The sequence below is a fragment of the Acinetobacter shaoyimingii genome (assembly GCF_011578045.1).
GTDB classification, from domain to species: Bacteria; Pseudomonadota; Gammaproteobacteria; order Pseudomonadales; family Moraxellaceae; genus Acinetobacter; species Acinetobacter shaoyimingii.
Genome location: NZ_CP049801.1, coordinates 1,523,150 through 1,543,285, shown reverse-complemented (window position 1 = coordinate 1,543,285; position 20,136 = coordinate 1,523,150). Strand labels below are relative to the sequence as shown.

General features: G+C 37.5%; 14 protein-coding genes. 7 read left to right on the top strand and 7 right to left on the bottom strand.

The window, feature by feature from the left end:
- The first annotated feature begins 324 nt into the window (after window positions 1–324).
- The gene (locus G8E00_RS06865) at window positions 325–789 is read left to right on the top strand and encodes a MarR family winged helix-turn-helix transcriptional regulator (protein WP_166011966.1); all 465 of its coding nucleotides are present in this window, start codon (window positions 325–327) and stop codon (window positions 787–789) included.
- Between the two features lie 33 nt (window positions 790–822).
- On the opposite strand, the gene G8E00_RS06860 is transcribed toward G8E00_RS06865, so the two are convergent.
- The 5 genes from G8E00_RS06860 to zapE form a co-directional block, all read right to left on the bottom strand.
- Entirely contained in the window at window positions 823–1,488 is a 666-nt protein-coding gene (locus G8E00_RS06860; RefSeq protein ID WP_166011965.1) for an SOS response-associated peptidase family protein, read from the bottom strand.
- 47 nt (window positions 1,489–1,535) lie between these two features.
- On the bottom strand, window positions 1,536–2,978 hold the full coding sequence (locus tag G8E00_RS06855) for an aldehyde dehydrogenase family protein (protein ID WP_166223011.1): 1,443 nt from the start codon (window positions 2,976–2,978) through the stop codon (window positions 1,536–1,538).
- A 241-nt stretch (window positions 2,979–3,219) separates the two neighbouring features.
- On the bottom strand, window positions 3,220–3,840 hold the full coding sequence (locus G8E00_RS06850; protein WP_166223008.1) for a 2OG-Fe(II) oxygenase family protein: 621 nt from the start codon (window positions 3,838–3,840) through the stop codon (window positions 3,220–3,222).
- Between the two features lie 193 nt (window positions 3,841–4,033).
- Window positions 4,034–6,196, bottom strand: coding sequence for a malate synthase G (locus G8E00_RS06845; protein ID WP_166011962.1), 2,163 nt, complete (start codon window positions 6,194–6,196; stop codon window positions 4,034–4,036).
- A gap of 463 nt (window positions 6,197–6,659) precedes the next feature.
- Window positions 6,660–7,802: a cell division protein ZapE gene (gene zapE, locus G8E00_RS06840; RefSeq protein WP_166011961.1), complete on the bottom strand. Its 1,143-nt coding sequence runs from the start codon at window positions 7,800–7,802 to the stop codon at window positions 6,660–6,662.
- Between the two features lie 626 nt (window positions 7,803–8,428).
- Between zapE and G8E00_RS06835 the strand changes: the two genes are divergently transcribed.
- From G8E00_RS06835 to G8E00_RS06825, 3 genes are all read left to right on the top strand, one after another.
- A complete protein-coding gene (locus tag G8E00_RS06835; protein ID WP_166223005.1) occupies window positions 8,429–9,916 on the top strand; it encodes a flavin-containing monooxygenase in 1,488 nt (495 codons plus the stop codon).
- 72 nt (window positions 9,917–9,988) lie between these two features.
- Window positions 9,989–10,897 carry a lysine exporter LysO family protein gene (locus G8E00_RS06830; protein ID WP_166223002.1) on the top strand — a complete coding sequence of 303 codons (909 nt, stop codon included), beginning with the start codon at window positions 9,989–9,991 and terminating at the stop codon, window positions 10,895–10,897.
- A gap of 109 nt (window positions 10,898–11,006) precedes the next feature.
- Complete coding sequence (locus tag G8E00_RS06825; RefSeq protein ID WP_166222999.1) at window positions 11,007–11,849, top strand: NYN domain-containing protein; 843 nt, start codon at window positions 11,007–11,009, stop codon at window positions 11,847–11,849.
- Window positions 11,850–12,317: 468 nt separating this feature from the next.
- Here the strand turns inward: G8E00_RS06825 and G8E00_RS06820 are convergent, their stop codons facing one another.
- Complete coding sequence (locus G8E00_RS06820; RefSeq protein ID WP_166011957.1) at window positions 12,318–12,803, bottom strand: glutathione peroxidase; 486 nt, start codon at window positions 12,801–12,803, stop codon at window positions 12,318–12,320.
- The gene (msrB, locus tag G8E00_RS06815; RefSeq protein ID WP_166222996.1) at window positions 12,800–13,219 is read right to left on the bottom strand and encodes a peptide-methionine (R)-S-oxide reductase MsrB; all 420 of its coding nucleotides are present in this window, start codon (window positions 13,217–13,219) and stop codon (window positions 12,800–12,802) included. The genes G8E00_RS06820 and msrB overlap by 4 nt, the downstream gene beginning before the upstream one ends.
- Window positions 13,220–13,446: 227 nt before the next feature.
- Between msrB and G8E00_RS06810 the strand changes: the two genes are divergently transcribed.
- From G8E00_RS06810 to dnaE, 3 genes are all read left to right on the top strand, one after another.
- Entirely contained in the window at window positions 13,447–14,877 is a 1,431-nt protein-coding gene (locus G8E00_RS06810) for a pyridoxal phosphate-dependent aminotransferase (RefSeq protein WP_166222993.1), read from the top strand.
- 361 nt (window positions 14,878–15,238) lie between these two features.
- Entirely contained in the window at window positions 15,239–16,297 is a 1,059-nt protein-coding gene (locus G8E00_RS06805; RefSeq protein WP_171522281.1) for a type II asparaginase, read from the top strand.
- Window positions 16,298–16,558: 261 nt separating this feature from the next.
- A complete protein-coding gene (gene dnaE, locus G8E00_RS06800; protein ID WP_166222990.1) occupies window positions 16,559–20,128 on the top strand; it encodes a DNA polymerase III subunit alpha in 3,570 nt (1,189 codons plus the stop codon).
- Window positions 20,129–20,136 lie beyond the last annotated feature (8 nt).

The following is a 20,136-nucleotide window of genomic DNA, read 5'->3' as shown; positions in this document are numbered from 1 at the left end:
TTAAATTAAATTTTTTTTCAAAAAAATGAAGTTTTTTTAAATAATTTTTTTGATCGTAAATAAGATCATAAATTAAACGAAAAGGCAATTATTTTTTGTATATGTACTGCGGTTTTCAGACGAAATAATATAGCTAAAACTATATTACTAATCAATTAATATGTTCATTTTTTAATCAAAAAACTTTACACATATTGGTTAATTTATCTACATTTTACGCATTAAGTTATTGATCACATGTTGATTATTGTATTAAATATCTACTATCATAGACCTGAATCAATCCGATCAATTTATATAAAAAAAAAATTTAAGGACAATCCAATGTCAAAAAAGTATACAAAATTTCTACCTTCCGTAGATAATTCTAACTTGGAAAACTTTCCTTTTTTTTGGGTGACTCAAGTACATTCGCAATATGTTTTAAACGTAGATCATGTACTTAAAAAATACGGAGTCGATAATTCAAGACGACGCATTTTGTTGGCCTTAAATGCTAAACCTGATGCAAGTGTTTCAGATTTATCAGAAATGATTGTTTCTAAAATGTCGACCACGACGAAAATCGTTTATCGTTTAAAAGAAGAAGGTCTTGTAGATACCTATTCTTGTGAAAACGATGCACGTATTACTCGTGTTGTCTTAACCCAAGCGGGTAAAGATATGACAGTTAAAATTAATGATCTAATGACCGTTGTTTTAGAACAATCGTTTGATGGTTTGACACCACTTCAAATTGAAAAAATGATGGAATCACTCAAACATATTTTCAAAAATTTATCGCACTAATTCCTTATCAATTATAATAATAGATCAACAATATTATAAGGAATCGAAAATATTAAGTTGGGGTGAGTCTTTCGATAGTTTTGTTTTGGGGCAATAAAAACATTCAAACTCATTTACTGGGAACCCTTGGACAAAAGTTTGAATGTCTACACTTTTTAAACTTAACCACTCTAATAAACGATAATCTGGAATAATAATAACTGATCGTTTGACATCACCCGGCTCATGGAATTCTTTCATCATTTCATGATCTATTGCATTCATAGTCAGCATTGTTGCTGATCGAATAACTTGATCCTGAATTTTAGTAATTTCATATAACGCTGCAATATAAAAGGCTTTACCATCTTTACGTCTTACCCCCCAACGTTGCGCTTTTCCACGTACATATTTTGCTTCATAAAATTCAGTCACAGGTATCACACCGAACTTGAATTTTTCTAAAGCCTCATGAAAACTTCTTTTTTCATGCAGTGTTTCATTTCGTGCATTATACGTGCGTTTAGCTATGTCCAAATCTGTCGCCCATTTGGGTACCAATCCGAAATTAACCAATCGCCATTCTAACCCTTGCTCACTTTCGAATAAGAGTGGCGTCAAAAAAAGAGGAAAAACTTCTTCAGGATACGCAAATGGAATTTCAGGCAAACCCAGCTCTGCGATCTGTTGCAGTGTGATTGGTTTATAATTTGCGCACATGATTATCCCCCTCTATTTACTTCAATATTTACTTCAATCCATTCACATTAGTCATTTACGCTAATCCAATGCGTGCGACTAAATTCATCTAAAATCCACTGCCCATTGAAACGTCCTAGGCCTGAATTTTTTTCTCCTCCAAAAGGCGCTGTTGGATCATCAGCAACACTGATTGCATTGATGTGCGTCATACCTGCATCTACTGCTAAAGCGAACTGTAGCCCTCGTTCTCGATTTGATGTACAAACCGCACTGGCTAAACCAAATTCAGTGTCATTTGCGAGTGCTAAGGCATGTGCTTCATCATTTGCTTTAATGATAGGAAGTACAGGTCCAAAAGTCTCTTGTTGTGCCAATGATGATTGAGGATCTACATCAATAAAAATATGCGGAGGAACGACGTTGCCATGAATTTCACCACCATACAGCAACTGACTTCCATCATTTTTGGCTGTTTGAATGAGTTGTTCAATTCTGTGTACTTGGTCTTGATTGATGATAGGACCAATTAAAGTTTGTGCGGAATTTGGATCACCATAGGCGATTCCTTGAACACGCACTTTCAGTTTATTGACAAATTCATCATAAATCTGAGCATCTACAATGACACGGTTGGTGCTCATACAAATTTGCCCTTGATGCAGAAAACGCCCCATAACTGTAAGTTCTACAGCCAAATCCAGATCTGCATCATCTAAAACCACCAAAGGTGCATTCCCCCCCAATTCCAAAGCCACTCGTTTTAAATGTTGACCGCCAACAGCCAATTCGCCCACTCTTTTACCGACCTCAGTTGATCCCGTAAATGAAATCATTTTAGGCACTGGATGCTGTACAAAATAATCACCAATTTCACCACCAGCACCTGTCACCACATTCAATACACCTTCAGGCAAGCCTGCTTCAGCAAATAGCTTGGCCAACAACAAACCACCTGTGATTGGAGTATCACTTGCAGGCTTTAGAACCACAGTGTTTCCAATTGCAATTGCTGTTACAACCGATCTCATACTCAAATGAAATGGAAAATTCCATGGGCTAATCACCGCGATGACACCTAAGGCCTGTTTATAGACCCAACTTTTGCGATGCGGGTTTTTAGATTCAAGCATTTCAGGTATTAATCGATGTGGAAATGTCGCTGCTTCTTTTGAAATGGCTAAAACAGCATCGACCTCGATATTGGCTTTTAACCGCGTACTACCAGATTCACTGATCAGTAAATCAATCATTTCTTCTCGTCTAGCAGTGATGATCTGAATCACGCGCTCAATACATTCAACACGTGATTGAGCTGCAGAATTTGCCCATACTTTAAAAGCATCTGCCGCAGCCTGATACGCCAAATCAACATCATCTTGATTGGCTGAATTCAATGTAAGAATATGGTCTTGATTAAAAGGATTGATATCATTGATTACATGTGACGATGAACCGACTGTCCACTTACCCGATATATACAACTCATTTAAAAATTGATAAGCACTCATCCTATTGCATCCTTCATCATGTCTACATTCAATGTAATTCGATTTTCACTGTGCTTCTAGTCTTTCAGCCTAAATTTATGTGCACAGACTTATTGAAAGAACAAATAAAAACAAAAAAGCCCCCAAAGGAGGCTTTTTAACTTGAATCCCACGCTCGTGATTCAAGGTTTTAACTGATGATCTAGACAATCATTTAAATCTTATATGGATCTACTGATATCTATAGTCAACATCTACATCATTAACCAAAAAGTTTTTTGAATTTCGCACTTAAACCATGTACAAAACGATGTTTGGCATTGGCTTTATCACTGGTTAAGAAATTAATTTGAATCGACTGACGTTGACCTTCATATGGAATATACCCATGCCAACCATTTTCAGTGACTTTAAACGCCACTAGATCACCAGGTCCAGAGTTGATTTCTACCACGTAATCATTCATATCATGTTGATTATTAAGTATACGTAAACGACCTGTTTCATGGTCCCATGATTCATTTAAATAGATTAAGATGGTTAATAACTTACTTTTAGAATCGGTATGAATACGTCCGTCTTTTTGACGTGAATGACCACGCAATGTAATCATCATTGGATGTTCCATAACATCTACATCAAATTTTTCGGTTAAAATTTTTCGGAATTCTGGCGTATCAATTGATTTTAAAAGGCGATCGAAATTTGGTTTGATTTCAACATCTTCAAGATTAAAGCTACCGCCTTGCTTAATCGATGGAAAATCCTGAATAACCGATTTCACTTCATTGTCTAAAATTGCATTTTCTACAACAAAATATGGATAAGGAGATTGATGAACAGGTGCTTGCTTTAAAGCATCTAGTTTTAAGATTTGTGACATAAGCACAACAGCTAAAATAAACTAAAACTTAATAATAACAGCTGTCATGTAACAAAATGATTGAAATTAGTTAACTATTTTATCTTTTTATGATTCTTTTTCTTATTATTTATCGATATTTTGTCAAAACGCCAGATGTAAAAAAAGCCTCCTTAGAGGCTTCTTTTTACTAAAAAACTATACTTTAGGTGATTTAGTCACCTGTATAACCTTTTAATTTTAAACGATAAGCATGCAATAAAGGCTCTGTATAACCTGATGGTTGTTCTGCACCTTTAAAGACTAAATCATAAGCAGCTTTATATGCATAACCATCAAAACCAGGTGCCATTGGCGTATACGCAGGATCGTTAGCATTTTGTTCATCCACGATTTTAGCCATGCGTTGGAATACCTCTTCCACTTGCGCTTTAGACACAACACCGTGACGCAACCAGTTTGCAACGTGTTGAGACGAAATACGTAGCGTTGCACGGTCTTCCATCAAACCAACGTTGTTGATGTCTGGAACCTTAGAACAACCCACACCTAAATCGACCCAACGAACCACATAACCCAGGATACCTTGAAGGTTATTTTCAAGTTCTTTGGTCTTTTCTTCTTCAGTCCAGTTAGTATCTGTCGCTAAAGGTGGTGTTAACAAATCATCAAGCGGTAATGCTGGAGTATTGAGTAACTCTTTTTGGCGTTCAGATACATTACATTGATGGTAATGAATCGCATGAATGACAGCACCAGATGGTGATGGAACCCAAGCACAGCTTGCACCTGCTTCAGGGTGTTCAATTTTTGTTTTATACATGTCTAGAAGCATGTCTGGTTTTGGCCACATGCCTTTACCGATTTGCGCTTTACCACGTAAACCTGTTTGAAGACCGATCATCACATTACGGTTTTCATACGCTGGGAACCAAATTTGAGACTTCACTTCGCCTTTACGTACGAATGGTCCAGCTTCCATGAATGTATGAATTTCATCACCTGTACGGTCCATGAAACCTGTATTGATGAAGATGGTACGATCTTTCGCTTGAGCAATACAGTTTTTCAAGTTCACAGATGTACGACGTTCTTCATCCATAATCCCGATTTTTAAAGTTTTTGCAGGTAAGCCAAGCGCTTGCTCAGCACGTTCAAATAACTCTACTGCAAAAGCCACTTCTTCAGGACCATGCATTTTAGGTTTAACAATATACATTGAACCTTTGCGAGAGTTCTTGTTTTCGTTTTGACCTTTAATGTCTGCAAAAGACAACAATGGTGTGATCAAAGCATCCATGATGCCTTCATAGATTTCCTGACCATCAACAAGAATCGCAGGGTTTGTCATCAAATGACCTACATTACGAAGGAGCATCAATGAACGACCATGAAGTTTAGTCTCGCCACCAATTAAGTTTTTATGCGTACGGTCTTTGTTTAAAGAACGAGTAACGGTCTTACCGTTTTTCTCAATTTTCTCTTCCAAAGTTCCTTTCATTAAACCTAACCAGTTACGGTAGCCTTCAACTTTTTCTTCAGCATCAACTGCTGCAATCGAGTCTTCTAAATCTTGGATAGTCGTTACCGCAGCTTCAAGAACTAAGTCTTTTACGCCAGCCGCATCAGTTTTACCAATAGGACTGGTTGCGTCAATCTCAATGATTACGTGCAGACCATTGTTCAATAATACAATTTCTGTAGGAGCTGAAGCTTCACCATTGAAACCAACGAATTGAGCTTCTTTAGCTAAAGAAGTTTTAGAACCATCTTTTAAAGTTACAACAAGCTTATTGCCTTCAACGACATATTGAGTCGCATCAGCATGTGAACCATTTGCCAATGGGAAAGTTTCATTTAAGAAATTCTTTGCAAATGCAATAACTTTGTCACCACGAACAGGGTTATAGCCTTTACCTTTCTCTGCACCACCTTCTTCAGAGATAACATCGAAGCCGTAAAGTGCATCATAGAGTGAGCCCCAACGTGCATTAGCAGCGTTTAAGCAGTAACGTGCATTACGTACTGGCACAACCAATTGTGCACCTGCCAATAATGCAATTTCTTCATCTACATTTTCAGTGGTAATTTGAAAATCTTCTACTTCTGGTAGCAAGTAGCCAATTTCTGTCAGGAAAGCTTTGTAAGCTCCCAATTCAAATGTGTTGTTGCGGTGCCATTCATCAATTTTAGCTTGAATGTCATCACGCTTAGCCAATAAAGCTTTGTTCTTAGGGCTAAGATCGACAACGACTTGTTCAAAATTTTTCCAGTATGTTTCACTGTCTAAACCAGTACCTGGTAATGCTTCATTTTCGATGAAATCGTAAAGTTCTTTAGCAATCGCTAACTTGCCTTTTTGAATACGTGCAGTCATTGTCTTTCCTGATCATTGCTACTTTTTATACAAGAGACCCTTAGTATACCTATTTATACCAAGCTGAATAGTAATATCACATTGCTAAATAATGATCATTTTTTATTTAGTACACCAGACTAAATGATGAATATTACAGACAATAGAGATATGATTTATTTCAACTTTTAGAATCAGTCTTTACTGTATTTAAATTTAACACTCTCCGACATTAGACTTAAGTTCAGAACTGTAAATAAATTGATACAAGTGCAATGATTTTCTTTATTAAAATGTTTAGCAACAAAGTTTATATCAATTCAAATAATATCTTTTATTGCGCTGATCTAAGTAAAAATTTGAGCAAGACAAGACAAGACAAGACAAGTCAAGACAAGACAAGACAAGACAAGACAAGACAAGACAAGAATATTTAAGCAAAAAAAAGCACTTCAAGAGAAGTGCTTTTTGAATCATGAAAAGTTTAAGCAGACTCAACCGCATCCAGATGACGATGTGCAGATTGAAGGTAATCATCTGACTGCATTTCTAGTAATCGTGAACGGGTACGCTCAATTTCAAAAGCCAATTTCTCACCACTATACAATTCAATAATACTGGCCTGTGAAGTGAGGAGTAATTTCACACCACGATCATAAAACTCATCGACTAAATAGATAAATCGACGTGTACCTTCAGACAAAAAGTCATTGAGATCAGGAACATTGCTCACCAAAACTGTATTATAAATATTGGCAATTTCAATAAAGTCTGCTGGACTACGAGGTTTCATACACAATTCTGAAAACTCACACCACAACACATCTTCAGTATGTCCAAGTGTTTCCACAATCCGTTTATTGATAATAATGGGTTCATCACTGACTGTTTGTGACTGTGTCAAAGCACTAAAACGCTTTGCGATCCAGATTTGATGATCGTGGGTTAATGGTGATTTAAACAGTTGTGCCTGTTTTAAAACACGTAAACGATAATCTACCCCTGCATCTACATTTAGAACCACACAATTTTTCTTCACCATTTCAATAGCAGGTAAGAAACGATCACGATGAATACCGTTTTTATATAGCCCATCTGGTGCAATGTTTGAAGTTGCAACCAAGGTAATACCACGCTGAAAGAGCTTCTGAAATAAATCACTCAAAATCATGGCATCAGTGACATTCGAGACAAAGAACTCGTCAAAACAAATTACTACGGCATCTTTATAAATCTGATCTGCCACAATATCGAGTGGATTTTGTTGACCAGAGTTACGATTTAATTCTTTATGAACAAATTGCATAAAATGATGGAAATGCAATCGTGTCTTTCGGCGAAATGGCAAAGCATCATAAAATTGATCCATCAACCATGTTTTACCACGACCTACACCACCCCACATGTAAACGCCCTTAGGTGCTGTTTGACGGCGAAAACGACGAAACGCTTTTTTAGAAGATTTATAACGATGTATTAGCTCTTCCCAAGTACGATTAAGCTCATGTACAGCCTGGGCTTGGGCATCATCTGGCATAAACTGACCCGATGAAATTGCTTTTGCATAACGTTCCGAGGGAGACTGAACAGTAAAACTAGTACTGTGTGTAAGGTTTTGGTCTAACATATAAGTCGTTTACTATTTTAAGGCTGAAGAAAGTATATCGAATTTCGGTATTTTTTAAATAAAACTTTGGACTAACATCTTCATAGAAGACATGTATTTCAGCACAGATTCATGTGCAATGGAAATGATTCCAGCATTCATTTGCAACATTTTTTAATGACCAAGGTCATGATAAACAATTGTTTATGTGAAATAAAACGCAAATTTCATATACTTTATCTGTTTATAAACAGCATTTAATGCCCAAAGCTTATTCTGAGCATTTTCTTAGATAAGTACGATTTACAACCGCCAAAAGTTTTATATTTCAAATAATTTAATCTGTACTGATACCGATTTAAGTGTCAAAAAATCGAACATGTATTGATCACATTTATTGCATATATTCAAGATGCTACAAATTATCAATACATAGGATGAATCTGTTCTAATGAGCAGATTAAATCCCAATAGACAAAAAAATAGATCAAATACAATTGCCTAATTTTTCTGAACTGACATTTGTACATGATTTAGTAAAAGATGGATATTGCCGAAAATATCAAAAGTAAAGGTCGCTATCACCATATTAGAAGTTAAAAAAAAACACTATGATGTGTCATATCAACAATACGGAAATTAAAAAAATGCAAGACGCAGTCAAAAATTCAACATTAAATCAGAAAGTTAAAATTGCAATTATTGGCGCTGGTTTTGGTGGAATTGCAACTGCCATTCGTCTTTTACAAGCAAATATTCATGATTTTGTCATCATTGAAAAGGCCAATGATGTAGGCGGTACTTGGCGTGAAAATCAGTACCCTGGTGCTGCATGTGATGTGCAATCTCATATGTATTCATTATCTTACGTTCCAAAATCGGATTGGAGTAAAAGATATGCTGAAGCACCTGAAATTTTTTCTTACATTCAAAGCGTTATAAAAGACTACGATTTAAAAAAATATATCAAATTTAATCAAGAACTTAGTTCAGCTCGTTATGATGAGCAAAATTGTCGATGGCATTTAGTATTAAATGGGCAAGATCAGCTTGAAGCTCAATTTGTAATTTTCGCAAATGGCCCTTTACATATTCCTCAAATTCCAAAAATTAAAGGTATTGAAAAATTTAAAGGTGAAGTTTTCCATTCTTCACATTGGAATCATGACTATGCACTACAAGGTAAGAAGGTCGCCTCAATTGGTACAGGAGGTAGCGCAATTCAGTACATTCCTGAAATTGCACCTGAAGTCGATCAACTTTACGTTTTTCAGCGTACAGCCGCTTGGGTTATTCCACGTGACGAACGTGCATATAGCAATCTAGATAAAAAACTTTTTGCAAAATTTGATTGGTATCGAAAACTACATCGCGCACGCCTGTATTGGTCAAACGAATCTCGTGTAATGCCAATTGTACAACCCAAAATGATGAAAATCGGGCAAAAGTTGGCTGAACTTTTTATTCGCTACCAAGTTAAAGATAAAGCCGTAGCTGAAAAGCTAACCCCTAACTACACCATGGGTTGTAAACGAATATTGGTTTCAAACAAATACTTTCCTACTTTTAACCGACAAAATGTTGAATTAGTTACCGATGCTATTCAGGAGATTACCGAAGATTCAATCATTAGCCGTGACGGAAAAAATCGTAAAATTGATTGCCTGATTTATGGCACAGGTTTTATCACAGATCCACGAATTTACCTCAAATCATTTGAATGTTATGGCGAAAAGGGTCTGGAACTCAAACAAGTCTGGAAAGATGGCGCTGAAAGTTACTATGGTATGAGTACCAAAGGTTTTCCAAATTTTTTCCAACTGTTAGGCCCAAATACAGTATTGGGTCATAATTCTGTGATCTTCATGATTGAGTCACAAGTTAATTATATTTTACAGCTCATACAAACGGTCGATCGAACCCACACACAGGCTGTTGTAGTCAAAGATCAAGTTCAAGATCTATTTAATGAAAAGATACAAGATCAGTTTCAAGGCACAGTTTGGCAATCAGGTTGTGTAAGTTGGTATCAACAAGATGGTGGGAAAAACTTTGCACTTTGGCCATCTTATACTTGGAAATACTGGCTAAACACCTTAAAAGTGAACCCTTCAGACTATCGCTTTTTAGGTTAATCTGTGTAAATTTCATTAATTTATCATTAACTAAAGGCATAATAAGCAGAATTTTATTATTCTGCTTTTTTTATGCATTCTCTCTGGCTCATTTTTCAACTCTTATTGTGTCTATTCATCGGTTATGCATTTGCACACAGATTTCCACTATGGCTTATGCAAGGCGCTTTGAAAGTATTACCTTATTTTAGTTATTTGTTATTGATTGCAATTGCCTGTGAGTTTGCTGAAACCCTGCACACCATTGCAAATCCTCAACTGATTTTAAGTAATGCACTCATCCTTGCGGGTTTAACATCCTTTGGCGCTTTTGGCTGTTGTTATGTCTTTTTTAAATACGCGGGCTATCAAACGACGCAAGGCAAAGTTTCATTCGACTTACTGTTAAAATCCTTCATCAATATCAGCTATGCTTTCCTTGCTTTATCATTTGGTTACGTACTGTCTGAACTGATTAATTATTTTGCAATTCCATATGCCATTAGTACATGGCATTTGTTATTGGTATTTATGTTTTTGATTGGTTTGGATTTGTCCTTTTCTCCCATCGAGCGCTCATGGATGAACTGGAAGATTGTATTGGTGCCTTTAGGCTGCATTTTAGGTTCTATCATTGGCGCATTAATCGCATACGTATTCATTGAAAATATCAGCCTAAAAGATTTAATCATGTTGTCTCAAGGTTATGGCTTTTATTCAATGTCAGGAATCGTGGTGAGTGAACTGAAAACACCTGAACTTGGAAGTGTTGCCCTACTCAATGATTTATTCCGTGAAATATATGCGATTATTTTGATGTATAGCCTGGGTTGGCGCTACCCACGTTCAGCAATTGCATCTGCGGGAGCAACTGCTATGGATGTGACTTTACCTATGGTGAAACAAGCATGTGGGAATGAATTTATTCCACATGCCATGGTCAGTGGATTTATCTTAACCTTACTTGCACCTATTTTGGTGAGTGTTTTAGCTGCTTTATAAGGGCTATGAATAGAAATTCCATTGGTCATAATTTCCCTATCTTTCACTTGAATCCCCAAATGAATCAATCATATGATGGTGAAATAATCATCACTCCTTGGGGTTTTCATTGGAAATACAAACAAAAAAACTTGCAGTGCTTATAGATGCTGATAACTCATCCGTTTCATCAATCGCACCTATTTTAGAAGAGGTGGCAAAATATGGCATCGCCAGTGTCAAACGCGTCTACGGCGACTGGAGTAGCGAAACTTTAAAAAATTGGCGCGATATTTTGCTTCCCAATGCCATCACCCCCGTACAACAATTTGCCTATACCGCGGGTAAAGATGCAACGGATATGGGCATGATTATTGATGCCATGGATTTGTTATATGCTGGTGCGCTTGATGGATTCTGTATTATCTCAAGTGACAGTGATTTTACCCCACTTGCCTCTCGGATCAGAGAAAGTGGCTTAGTGGTCTATGGATTTGGTCGTAAGAAAACACCTGAAGCCTTTCGTAAAGCTTGTGATAAATTTATTTATATTGAAAATCTCATAATCGAAGATAAAACCATTTCAGAGGTCAAAACAACACTAGAAAAACCCACCGAACATAAAGAAGAAAATACTCAACCCCAAAAATCCAAAGCAATAAATACAAATACGACTACAACTACAACCGCACAAGAATTGAAAAAAGCCCCTGAAAAAGCTTCAGAAAAAGAAACAAACGTCGAAATTGAACCTGCAACGCTTCATCTAATTTATAAAGCAGTGAAAGATAATTCAGATGACAATGGATGGGCCAACTTATCTGTAGTGGGTCAATATATTAGTATGGTAAAACCAGATTTTGATGCACGAAATTACGGTCGCGCAAAGCTATCAGGGCTCATTAAAATGCTTGAGTTATTTGAAACCAAAATCGAAGGGAGTCAGATGTATTTAAGGAAAGTAAAAAAATAGTTAAAAATAATCAGTCAAACATAAAAAATAAGCCAAGAAAACTTGGCTTTACATTGCGGTATAGATTGAAGTTATCAAGGTCGAATAGAAAGATGTGAAGTAAATATAGCTATCAAGTAAGTTATATATAATTGATAATATTTTACATGTAGAAGTAAAATCATTATTACCCTAAAATTTTAATCTATCACGCAAAGTGTATCGTGCTTTTTGTTAATTCGATTGTTTTACGGATGAAGTTTTTCTATAGTAATAGATCTAATTATAAGAGCAACAAACAATGAAAAAAAATATTCTAATCAAATTTATTCTTATTCTTACACCAATTTTTATTACAGGGTGTCAGTCCTTCTTTGAGAGTTTTTATCGAGTTTAAGGAAGGGAAATGTTTATCTAAAATAGTTAAAAACGATCATTAGAAAATAAAAAATCAGCTAAATTTAGCTGATTTTTTATGCTGTTTATCATTTATTTTTTTAACGCTTTTTCAATGTCTGCTTCTAATGCTTCAGGTTTTGTTGTAGGTGCATAACGGTTAATCACTTTACCGTCTTTGCCAATAAGGAACTTGGTAAAGTTCCATTTAATTCCACTGCCCAAGACACCTTTACTATTATTGGTCAAATAACGAAACACCACATGCGCTTCAGGTCCTTTGACATTTACTTTGGAAAACATCGTGAACGAAACACCATAGTTTTTTTGACAAAAAGCACCAATTTGATCATTTGTCCCTGGATCTTGCCCACCAAATTGGTTGCAAGGAAACCCAAGAATTTCAAATCCTTTGTCTTTATATTTTCCATATAATTTTTCTAAACCAGCAAATTGTGGTGTAAAGCCACATTTACTCGCGGTGTTAACAACCAATAGTACCTTTCCTTGGTAGTCGGAAAATTTCTTACTTTCCCCATTTAACAATTCCGCTTCAAATTGATGAATATTGGTGGTCATGGATAAGTTTCCTCGTCATTTTTCTTCTGTGTTTTTAATTCTAAAGATGCTGAGTTTATACAATAACGCAATCCCGTTGGTTCTGGCCCATCCTCGAAAACATGCCCCAAATGTGCATCACAATGATGACAAATGATTTCGACGCGGTGCATTCCATGCGAGTTATCATCATGCTCTTCAACAGCGCTTGGTATGATTGGCTTATAAAAGCTTGGCCACCCACAACCACTATCATATTTTGTCGTAGAAGAAAACAATTCCTCGCCACAACAACGACAAATATAAGTCCCATCTTGTTTAGAATTCCAGTATTTCCCCGTAAATGCAGGCTCTGTGCCCTTTTGACGTGTAATCCTGAATTCTTCTGGTGATAACTCTCTTTGCCATTCTCTGTCAGTTTTATTGAGTTTTCCCATGATGACGTACCTTTTTATCTTGATATTTTAAAATAGGATAATCCTATATTTACGTTATTCATATTGAAATTTCTAGTCTTTATTTTAGATTTTACAAAAGATATATATTTCAAAAAAGCAAAAAGAAAGCAAAATGAAAAATAAAAGTAAGCATTTTGTTATTTAAATACTTTTTTGTGAGCAAATTTAGTGCTAATCTACGGTCTATTCTTGCTCAGGATTAAAAAATGTCGCAAAAAAAGAGCGTATTATTCAAAAATTTGCTTCCTGTAATTAAACAGTATCAGCAACTCGGTTTTACGCACGAAAAAATAGTTGCTTTGCTTCGAGATGATCACGATCTCGACCTTGTGACGACTGAGACATTTAAAAGCTATTTATATCGTTATGCAAAAGTGACCTCCACTCTTTCCGAGAACATTAAAATGCCAAACACACCTCACATCCCACGCGAAATCAAAAAATCGTCTAAGCTCGAGCATGTATGCTACGACATTCGCGGACCTGTGTTGCGAGCGGCCAATGAGATGGAAGAAGCAGGTCACAAAATTATTAAGCTTAATATCGGTAACCCTGCGCCCTTTGGCTTTGAAGCACCACAAGAAATTATTAATGACGTTGCTCTAAACCTCCCCAATGCGATAGGTTATACCGACTCAAAAGGGATCTTCCCTGCACGTAAAGCGATTTGTCAGTACTATCAACAAAAAGGCATTTTAGATATGCATGTCAATGACGTGTATATTGGCAATGGCGTTTCTGAACTGATCGTTATGGCGATGCAAGGTTTGCTTGATGATGGCGATGAGATGCTTATTCCTATGCCTGATTATCCTTTGTGGACTGCTGCGGTCAATTTATCGGGCGGGACTGCGATTCACTATAAATGTGATGAAGAAGACAACTGGTATCCTGATATAGCGGATATGGAAAGCAAAATCACAGCAAATACTCGCGGTATTGTGATTATTAACCCAAACAACCCCACAGGTTCTGTGTATCCGCGCCGCGTATTACAACAAATTGTAGATCTGGCTAAAAAATATGATTTGATTTTGTTTGCAGATGAAATTTACGACAAAATTATTTATGACGGTGTTGAGCATGTTGCTGTGGCAGCACTTGCAGGTGATCAACTCTGCGTTTCATTTAATGGTTTATCTAAAGCTTATCGTATTGCAGGTTATCGTTCAGGTTGGATGGCAATTACAGGCAATAAAGCACGTGCAGCCGATTATATTGAAGGTTTAGACATGTTGGCGTCTATGCGTCTTTGTGCCAACCATCAAGCACAATATGCGATTCAAACTGCATTGGGTGGTTATCAATCCATTAATGATTTAATCCGTCCGGGTGGCCGCTTATACGAACAACGTAATATTGCATGGGAAATGCTGAATGAAATTCCCGGGGTATCATGTGTAAAACCCGAAGGTGCAATGTACTGCTTCCCTAAACTTGACCCGAATATTTACCCAATTCAAGATGATGAAAAACTGATGCTTGATTTACTTCGTGCAGAGAAAGTTCTCTTGGTTCAAGGTACTGGCTTTAACTGGCCTACTCCAGATCATTTCCGTGTGGTATTCCTTCCTGCTGAAAATGAGCTACGTGAAGCGATTACCCGTCTCGGTCGATTCTTAGCAAAAATGCGTTAAGCTAAATTATGCCATTAAGAAGCATTTGATTAGGGATGATTTGATTCACAATCAATTTTAAAGGCCTCACTTTTTAGAGTGAGGCTTTTTTATTGCTCGCTTTTGTTATATTTACAATATTTTCAGTGCCGAAAATATTCAGTATCAATTTGATTGATCGAGTTTGATTCACTATTTTGCAATTGTATTGGCGTACTACTCAAAATTCGATTATTTTAAAAATTCATTTAAAACTGAATGTCTGTCAAATTTTCTGAGATTTATATGAGTCTTTAAAAGCGCTGGACTGGCTTAAAGATTCCTCACTTTAAGGCAGACTGTGTACTTCAGGTCTCAAATAAATATAGAAAAAGGAAACATTATGAAAAAAACGCTTACTGCCCTTACATTATCTCTCGGTTTAGTCCTTTCTTTTTCTAGTTATGCTAAAAACAATGTGGTTGTGGTTGCAACGGGTGGCACAATTGCAGGTGCTGGTGCAAGTTCGACCAACAGTGCGACATATACTGCGGCTAAAGTCCCTGTAGATGATCTTTTAAATGCTGTTCCTCAAATTAAAGATCTTGCCAATGTTCGTGGCGTTCAAGCATTGCAAGTGGCTTCTGAAAGCATCACCGATAAAGAGCTATTATCACTTGCACGTCAAGTCAATGATTTGGTTAAAAAACCTGATGTGAATGGTGTGGTGATTACCCACGGTACAGATACCCTAGAAGAAACAGCGTTCTTTTTAAATCTGGTGGTACATACAGACAAACCTATTGTTCTAGTAGGTTCAATGCGTCCATCGACTGCGCTTTCTGCAGATGGTCCACTCAATCTATACAGTGCGGTAGCATTGGCAGCAGATGACAGTGCCAAAGGCAAAGGGACTTTCATTTTAATGAATGACAGTATTTTTGCTGCACGTGATGTTTCAAAAACCATCAATTTACATACCAATGCTTTTGTCAGCCAATGGGGCGCTTTAGGTACACTTATTGAAGGTAAATCCTATTGGTTCAGACAGTCAGTTAAACGTTTTAATAACCGCTCAGAATTTAATATTGAAAACATTAAAGGCGATGCATTGCCGCTTGTTCAAATTGTTTATGGTTCAGGCAACATGCTTCCAGATGCTTATACCGCTTATGCCAAAGCAGGTGCGAAGGCTATTATTCATGCAGGTACAGGCAACGGATCAGTGGCTAAAAATATTGTGCCAACCTTGAACCAATTACAACAACAAGGGGTACAAATTATTCGCTCATCACGTGTTCCTCAAGGCTTTGTGCTACGAAATGCTGAACAACCTGATGATAAATATGGTTGGGTTGTTGCGCATGACTTAAATCCGCAAAAAGCTAAACTTTTAGCAGCGCTTGCGCTCACTAAAACCAAAGATGCTAAAGAAATTCAACGCATGTTCTGGGAATACTGATCCACATTGAAATGTGTACAAGTGTGATATAAAAAAGTGCTTAAGGGCACTTTTTTTTGTTTACAATGGGGTGGTTTTTGAATGCGAAGCGAAGTGACAAGTCTGTGTTTTGTTTAAAATTTAACGACACATTTCACTTGTGTATACAAAATAATCAAAAGCTTTGATAACTTAGAGCTTCTATTACAAAATTGAAGTTTAGCCATCTATCATTGATCAGAGCATGTTAAAATATTGCCTAGCCTAGCGAAGGAATCATATATGCAGTTTGTACATCTTGGTATTCATACAGAGTTTTCGATTACAGAATCGATTGTACGTATACCTGATCTTATAAAAGCTGCTGTCACTGATCAGATGCCGGCATTGGCCATTACTGATTTGTCCAATTTACATGCTGCGGTAAAATTTTATAAAAAAAGCCTCGATAAAGGTATCAAGCCTATTTTGGGCAGTACGATACGCCTCAATGATGAATCGCATCGTGTCATTTTATTGGCTATGACCAATAAAGGCTGGCGTAGCCTCACTGAAATTGTTTCTCGTGGTTTTATTGAAGGCCAACAACTCAGTATCCCTTGCGTTAAAAAAGAATGGGTGCTTGAACAGTCTGAAGATATTATTGTTTTGCTTGGAAAAAACAGTGATGTTGGCGAGATGCTCTGTTCTGGTCATCCACAAAAAGCTGAGCCACTACTCGAAGAATGGATTGAGAAATTTGGCAACCGTGTTTATTTGTCTTTAAGTCGTACCAATCGACCTTTAGATGAAGAATTTATTCAGGAAGCCGTTAAACTCGCAGCGAAATATCAAATTGGTGTCGTCGCCAATAATGACGTGCACTTTATTCATGCAGAAGATTTTGAAGCGCACGAGGCACGTGTCTGTATTGCAGATGGCTATGTCCTCGGTGATAACCGTCGCCCACGAAATTACAGCCCAGATCAATATTTTAAAACCGCTGAAGAAATGACAGCACTGTTTTCAGATATTCCTAGTGCAATTCAAAATACTGTGGAAATTGCCAAACGTTGCAATGTTACTTTACGTTTAGGTTTCAATGATCTACCCGATTATCCAATTCCTGAAGGTCATACCATTGACACCTTCTTTGAGCATATTTCTCAAGAAGGTTTAGAAGAGCGATTAAATTTCCTTTATCCAGTTGAAGAACGTGGTGAAGACTGGCCAGAAATTCGTAAACCCTATGATGAACGCCTTGCTTATGAAATTGGCATCATCAATAAAATGGGTTTCCCAGGTTACTTCCTGATTGTCATGGACTTCATTGGTTGGTCTAAAAATAACGGTGTACCTGTGGGTCCTGGCCGTGGTTCTGGTGCAGGTTCATTGGTGGCGTATAGTTTAAAGATTACAGATCTGGATCCCCTGCGTTATGACTTACTTTTCGAACGTTTCTTAAACCCAGAACGTGTATCCATGCCCGACTTTGACGTCGACTTCTGTATCGCAGGTCGAGACAAAGTGATTGATTATGTTGCACGTAACTATGGTCGTGATGCTGTATCTCAGATTGCAACATTCGGTACTATGGCAGCCAAAGGTGCGATTCGTGACGTGGCACGTGTATTGGGTAAATCTTATGGTTTAGCCGATCGTATCTCGAAGATGATTCCGACCAAACCTTTAGGTTTAAGTTTGGAAGAGTCGATTGAAGCTGAACCACAACTCAAAGACATTGTTACCAATCCATCTAACCCAGACCATGAAGATGCCGCTGAAATTTGGGAAATGGCTTTGAAATTGGAAGGCATTACCCGAAATACAGGTAAACATGCCGGTGGTGTAGTGATTGCACCGACCAAAATTACTGATTATTCAGCGGTCATGTGTGAAGCTGATGGTACCGCACGTGTAGCACAATTCGATAAAGATGACGTCGAAGCAGCAGGTCTTGTCAAATTCGACTTCTTGGGCCTGCGTAACTTAACAGTCATTGAAGATGCTGTTAAACACATCAACTCACGTATTCAATCTGAAGTACCACTCGATATTTCACGTATTCCATTAGACGATAAAAAAGCCTATTCAGTCTTTGCTGATGCCAATACAACTGCGGTGTTCCAGTTTGAATCCGTCGGCATGAAAAAAATGCTGAAAGAGGCAAAACCAAGTAAATTTGAAGAAATTATTGCCTTTGTATCCTTGTACCGTCCAGGTCCAATGGATCTAATTCCTGACTTTATTCATCGTATGCATGGTGGTGAGTTTGAGTATTTACACCCGCTTCTTGAAGGTGTACTTGAACCGACATACGGGATTATGGTGTACCAAGAACAGGTAATGCAAGCTGCGCAGTACTGTGCAGGTTATACCCTCGGTGGCGCAGATATGCTGCGTCGTGCTATGGGTAAAAAGAAACCTGAAGAAATGGTGAAACAACGCCAAATCTTTATTACGGGTGCAGCTGAAAAAGACATCGATGAAGCCACAGCCAATCATATTTTCGATTATATGGAAAAATTCGCTGGCTATGGTTTTAACAAATCACATGCGGCAGCCTATGCTTTAGTTGCTTATCAAACGGCATGGCTTAAAGCTTACCACCCTGCTGAATTCATGTCTGCGGTACTAACATCGGAAATGCAGAATACGGACAGCATTGTATTCTTAATCGATGACTGTCGTAATAACAAATTAGAAGTACTCCCACCTTCTGTAAATATGTCGTTGTATCAGTTCCACGCCAGTAGCGAATCGACCATTGTGTATGGCTTAGGTGCTATTAAAGGTGTGGGTGAACAAGCGATGCAGTCTGTGATCGATTCACGTCTGCAACTTGGGCCATATAAAGATTTATTTGATTTCTGCCATCGTATTGACCTCAAAAAAATCAATAAACGCACCCTTGAAGCTTTAATTCGTTCTGGGGCTTTAGACTGCCTAGGTCAAGAACGCTCGACATTAATGGCACAACTTCCTGAAGCTGTCCAAGCCGCTGAACAAGCACGTAGTAACCGTGAAACAGGTATTATGGATTTGTTTGGTGAAGTTGAAGAAGTTCAGCGTAAACCTGCAAAACCTGTCAAACCGTGGTCAGATGAAGTTCGTTTAAAAGGTGAAAAGGATACATTAGGTTTATACCTGACTGGTCATCCTATTGATGTTTATAAGCCTGAACTTAAAGCCTTTATTCCGCATAAAATTAATGAGCTGACACCGACACGTCGTGGGGTTACCACAGTATTTGCAGGTTTGGTGGTGGATATAGCCAACTTCCCTAACCGCATGATGGTGACGCTAGATGATGGTACAGCGCGCATTGAGATCTCTGCCAATCACGAACGTTTTCAACGTTTTAAAGATGTGATCGTGAATGAAAAAGTCGTAGTGATTGAAGGTGAAATTTATGAACGTGAAGGTTTTGACCGCCCAATGGGTCGTTTAACCAAAGCCTTTACCTTAAATGAAATTCGCCAAAAGCGTGCCAATTCGATTCAGATTAGCTTAAACGAAGAGACCAATATCCCAAGTTTAAGCCAAGACTTACAGAACATTTTACGTCCATTTACCAACATAGATATGTGTAATCATATTCCTGTTCATGTATTACTGGACTATCCTTATGCTACAGCCGAGTTGCATTTAGGTGCACATTGGAATGTGGCTCCACTCGATGAACTCCTTGCCAAATTACGAGATTATTTTGGAAAGGATAAGCTTCACATTGAGTATCAAGTTAAATCCAAAGCTGCAAAGAGTAAGGCAGCAGATCCAGTTCAATCTCCCCCGCGCGCACCATTGCCGAATAATATCGACATGGATGAAGCCATGGATCTGTACCAATCTGAAATCAGTCAATACTCTTAATTTATCGG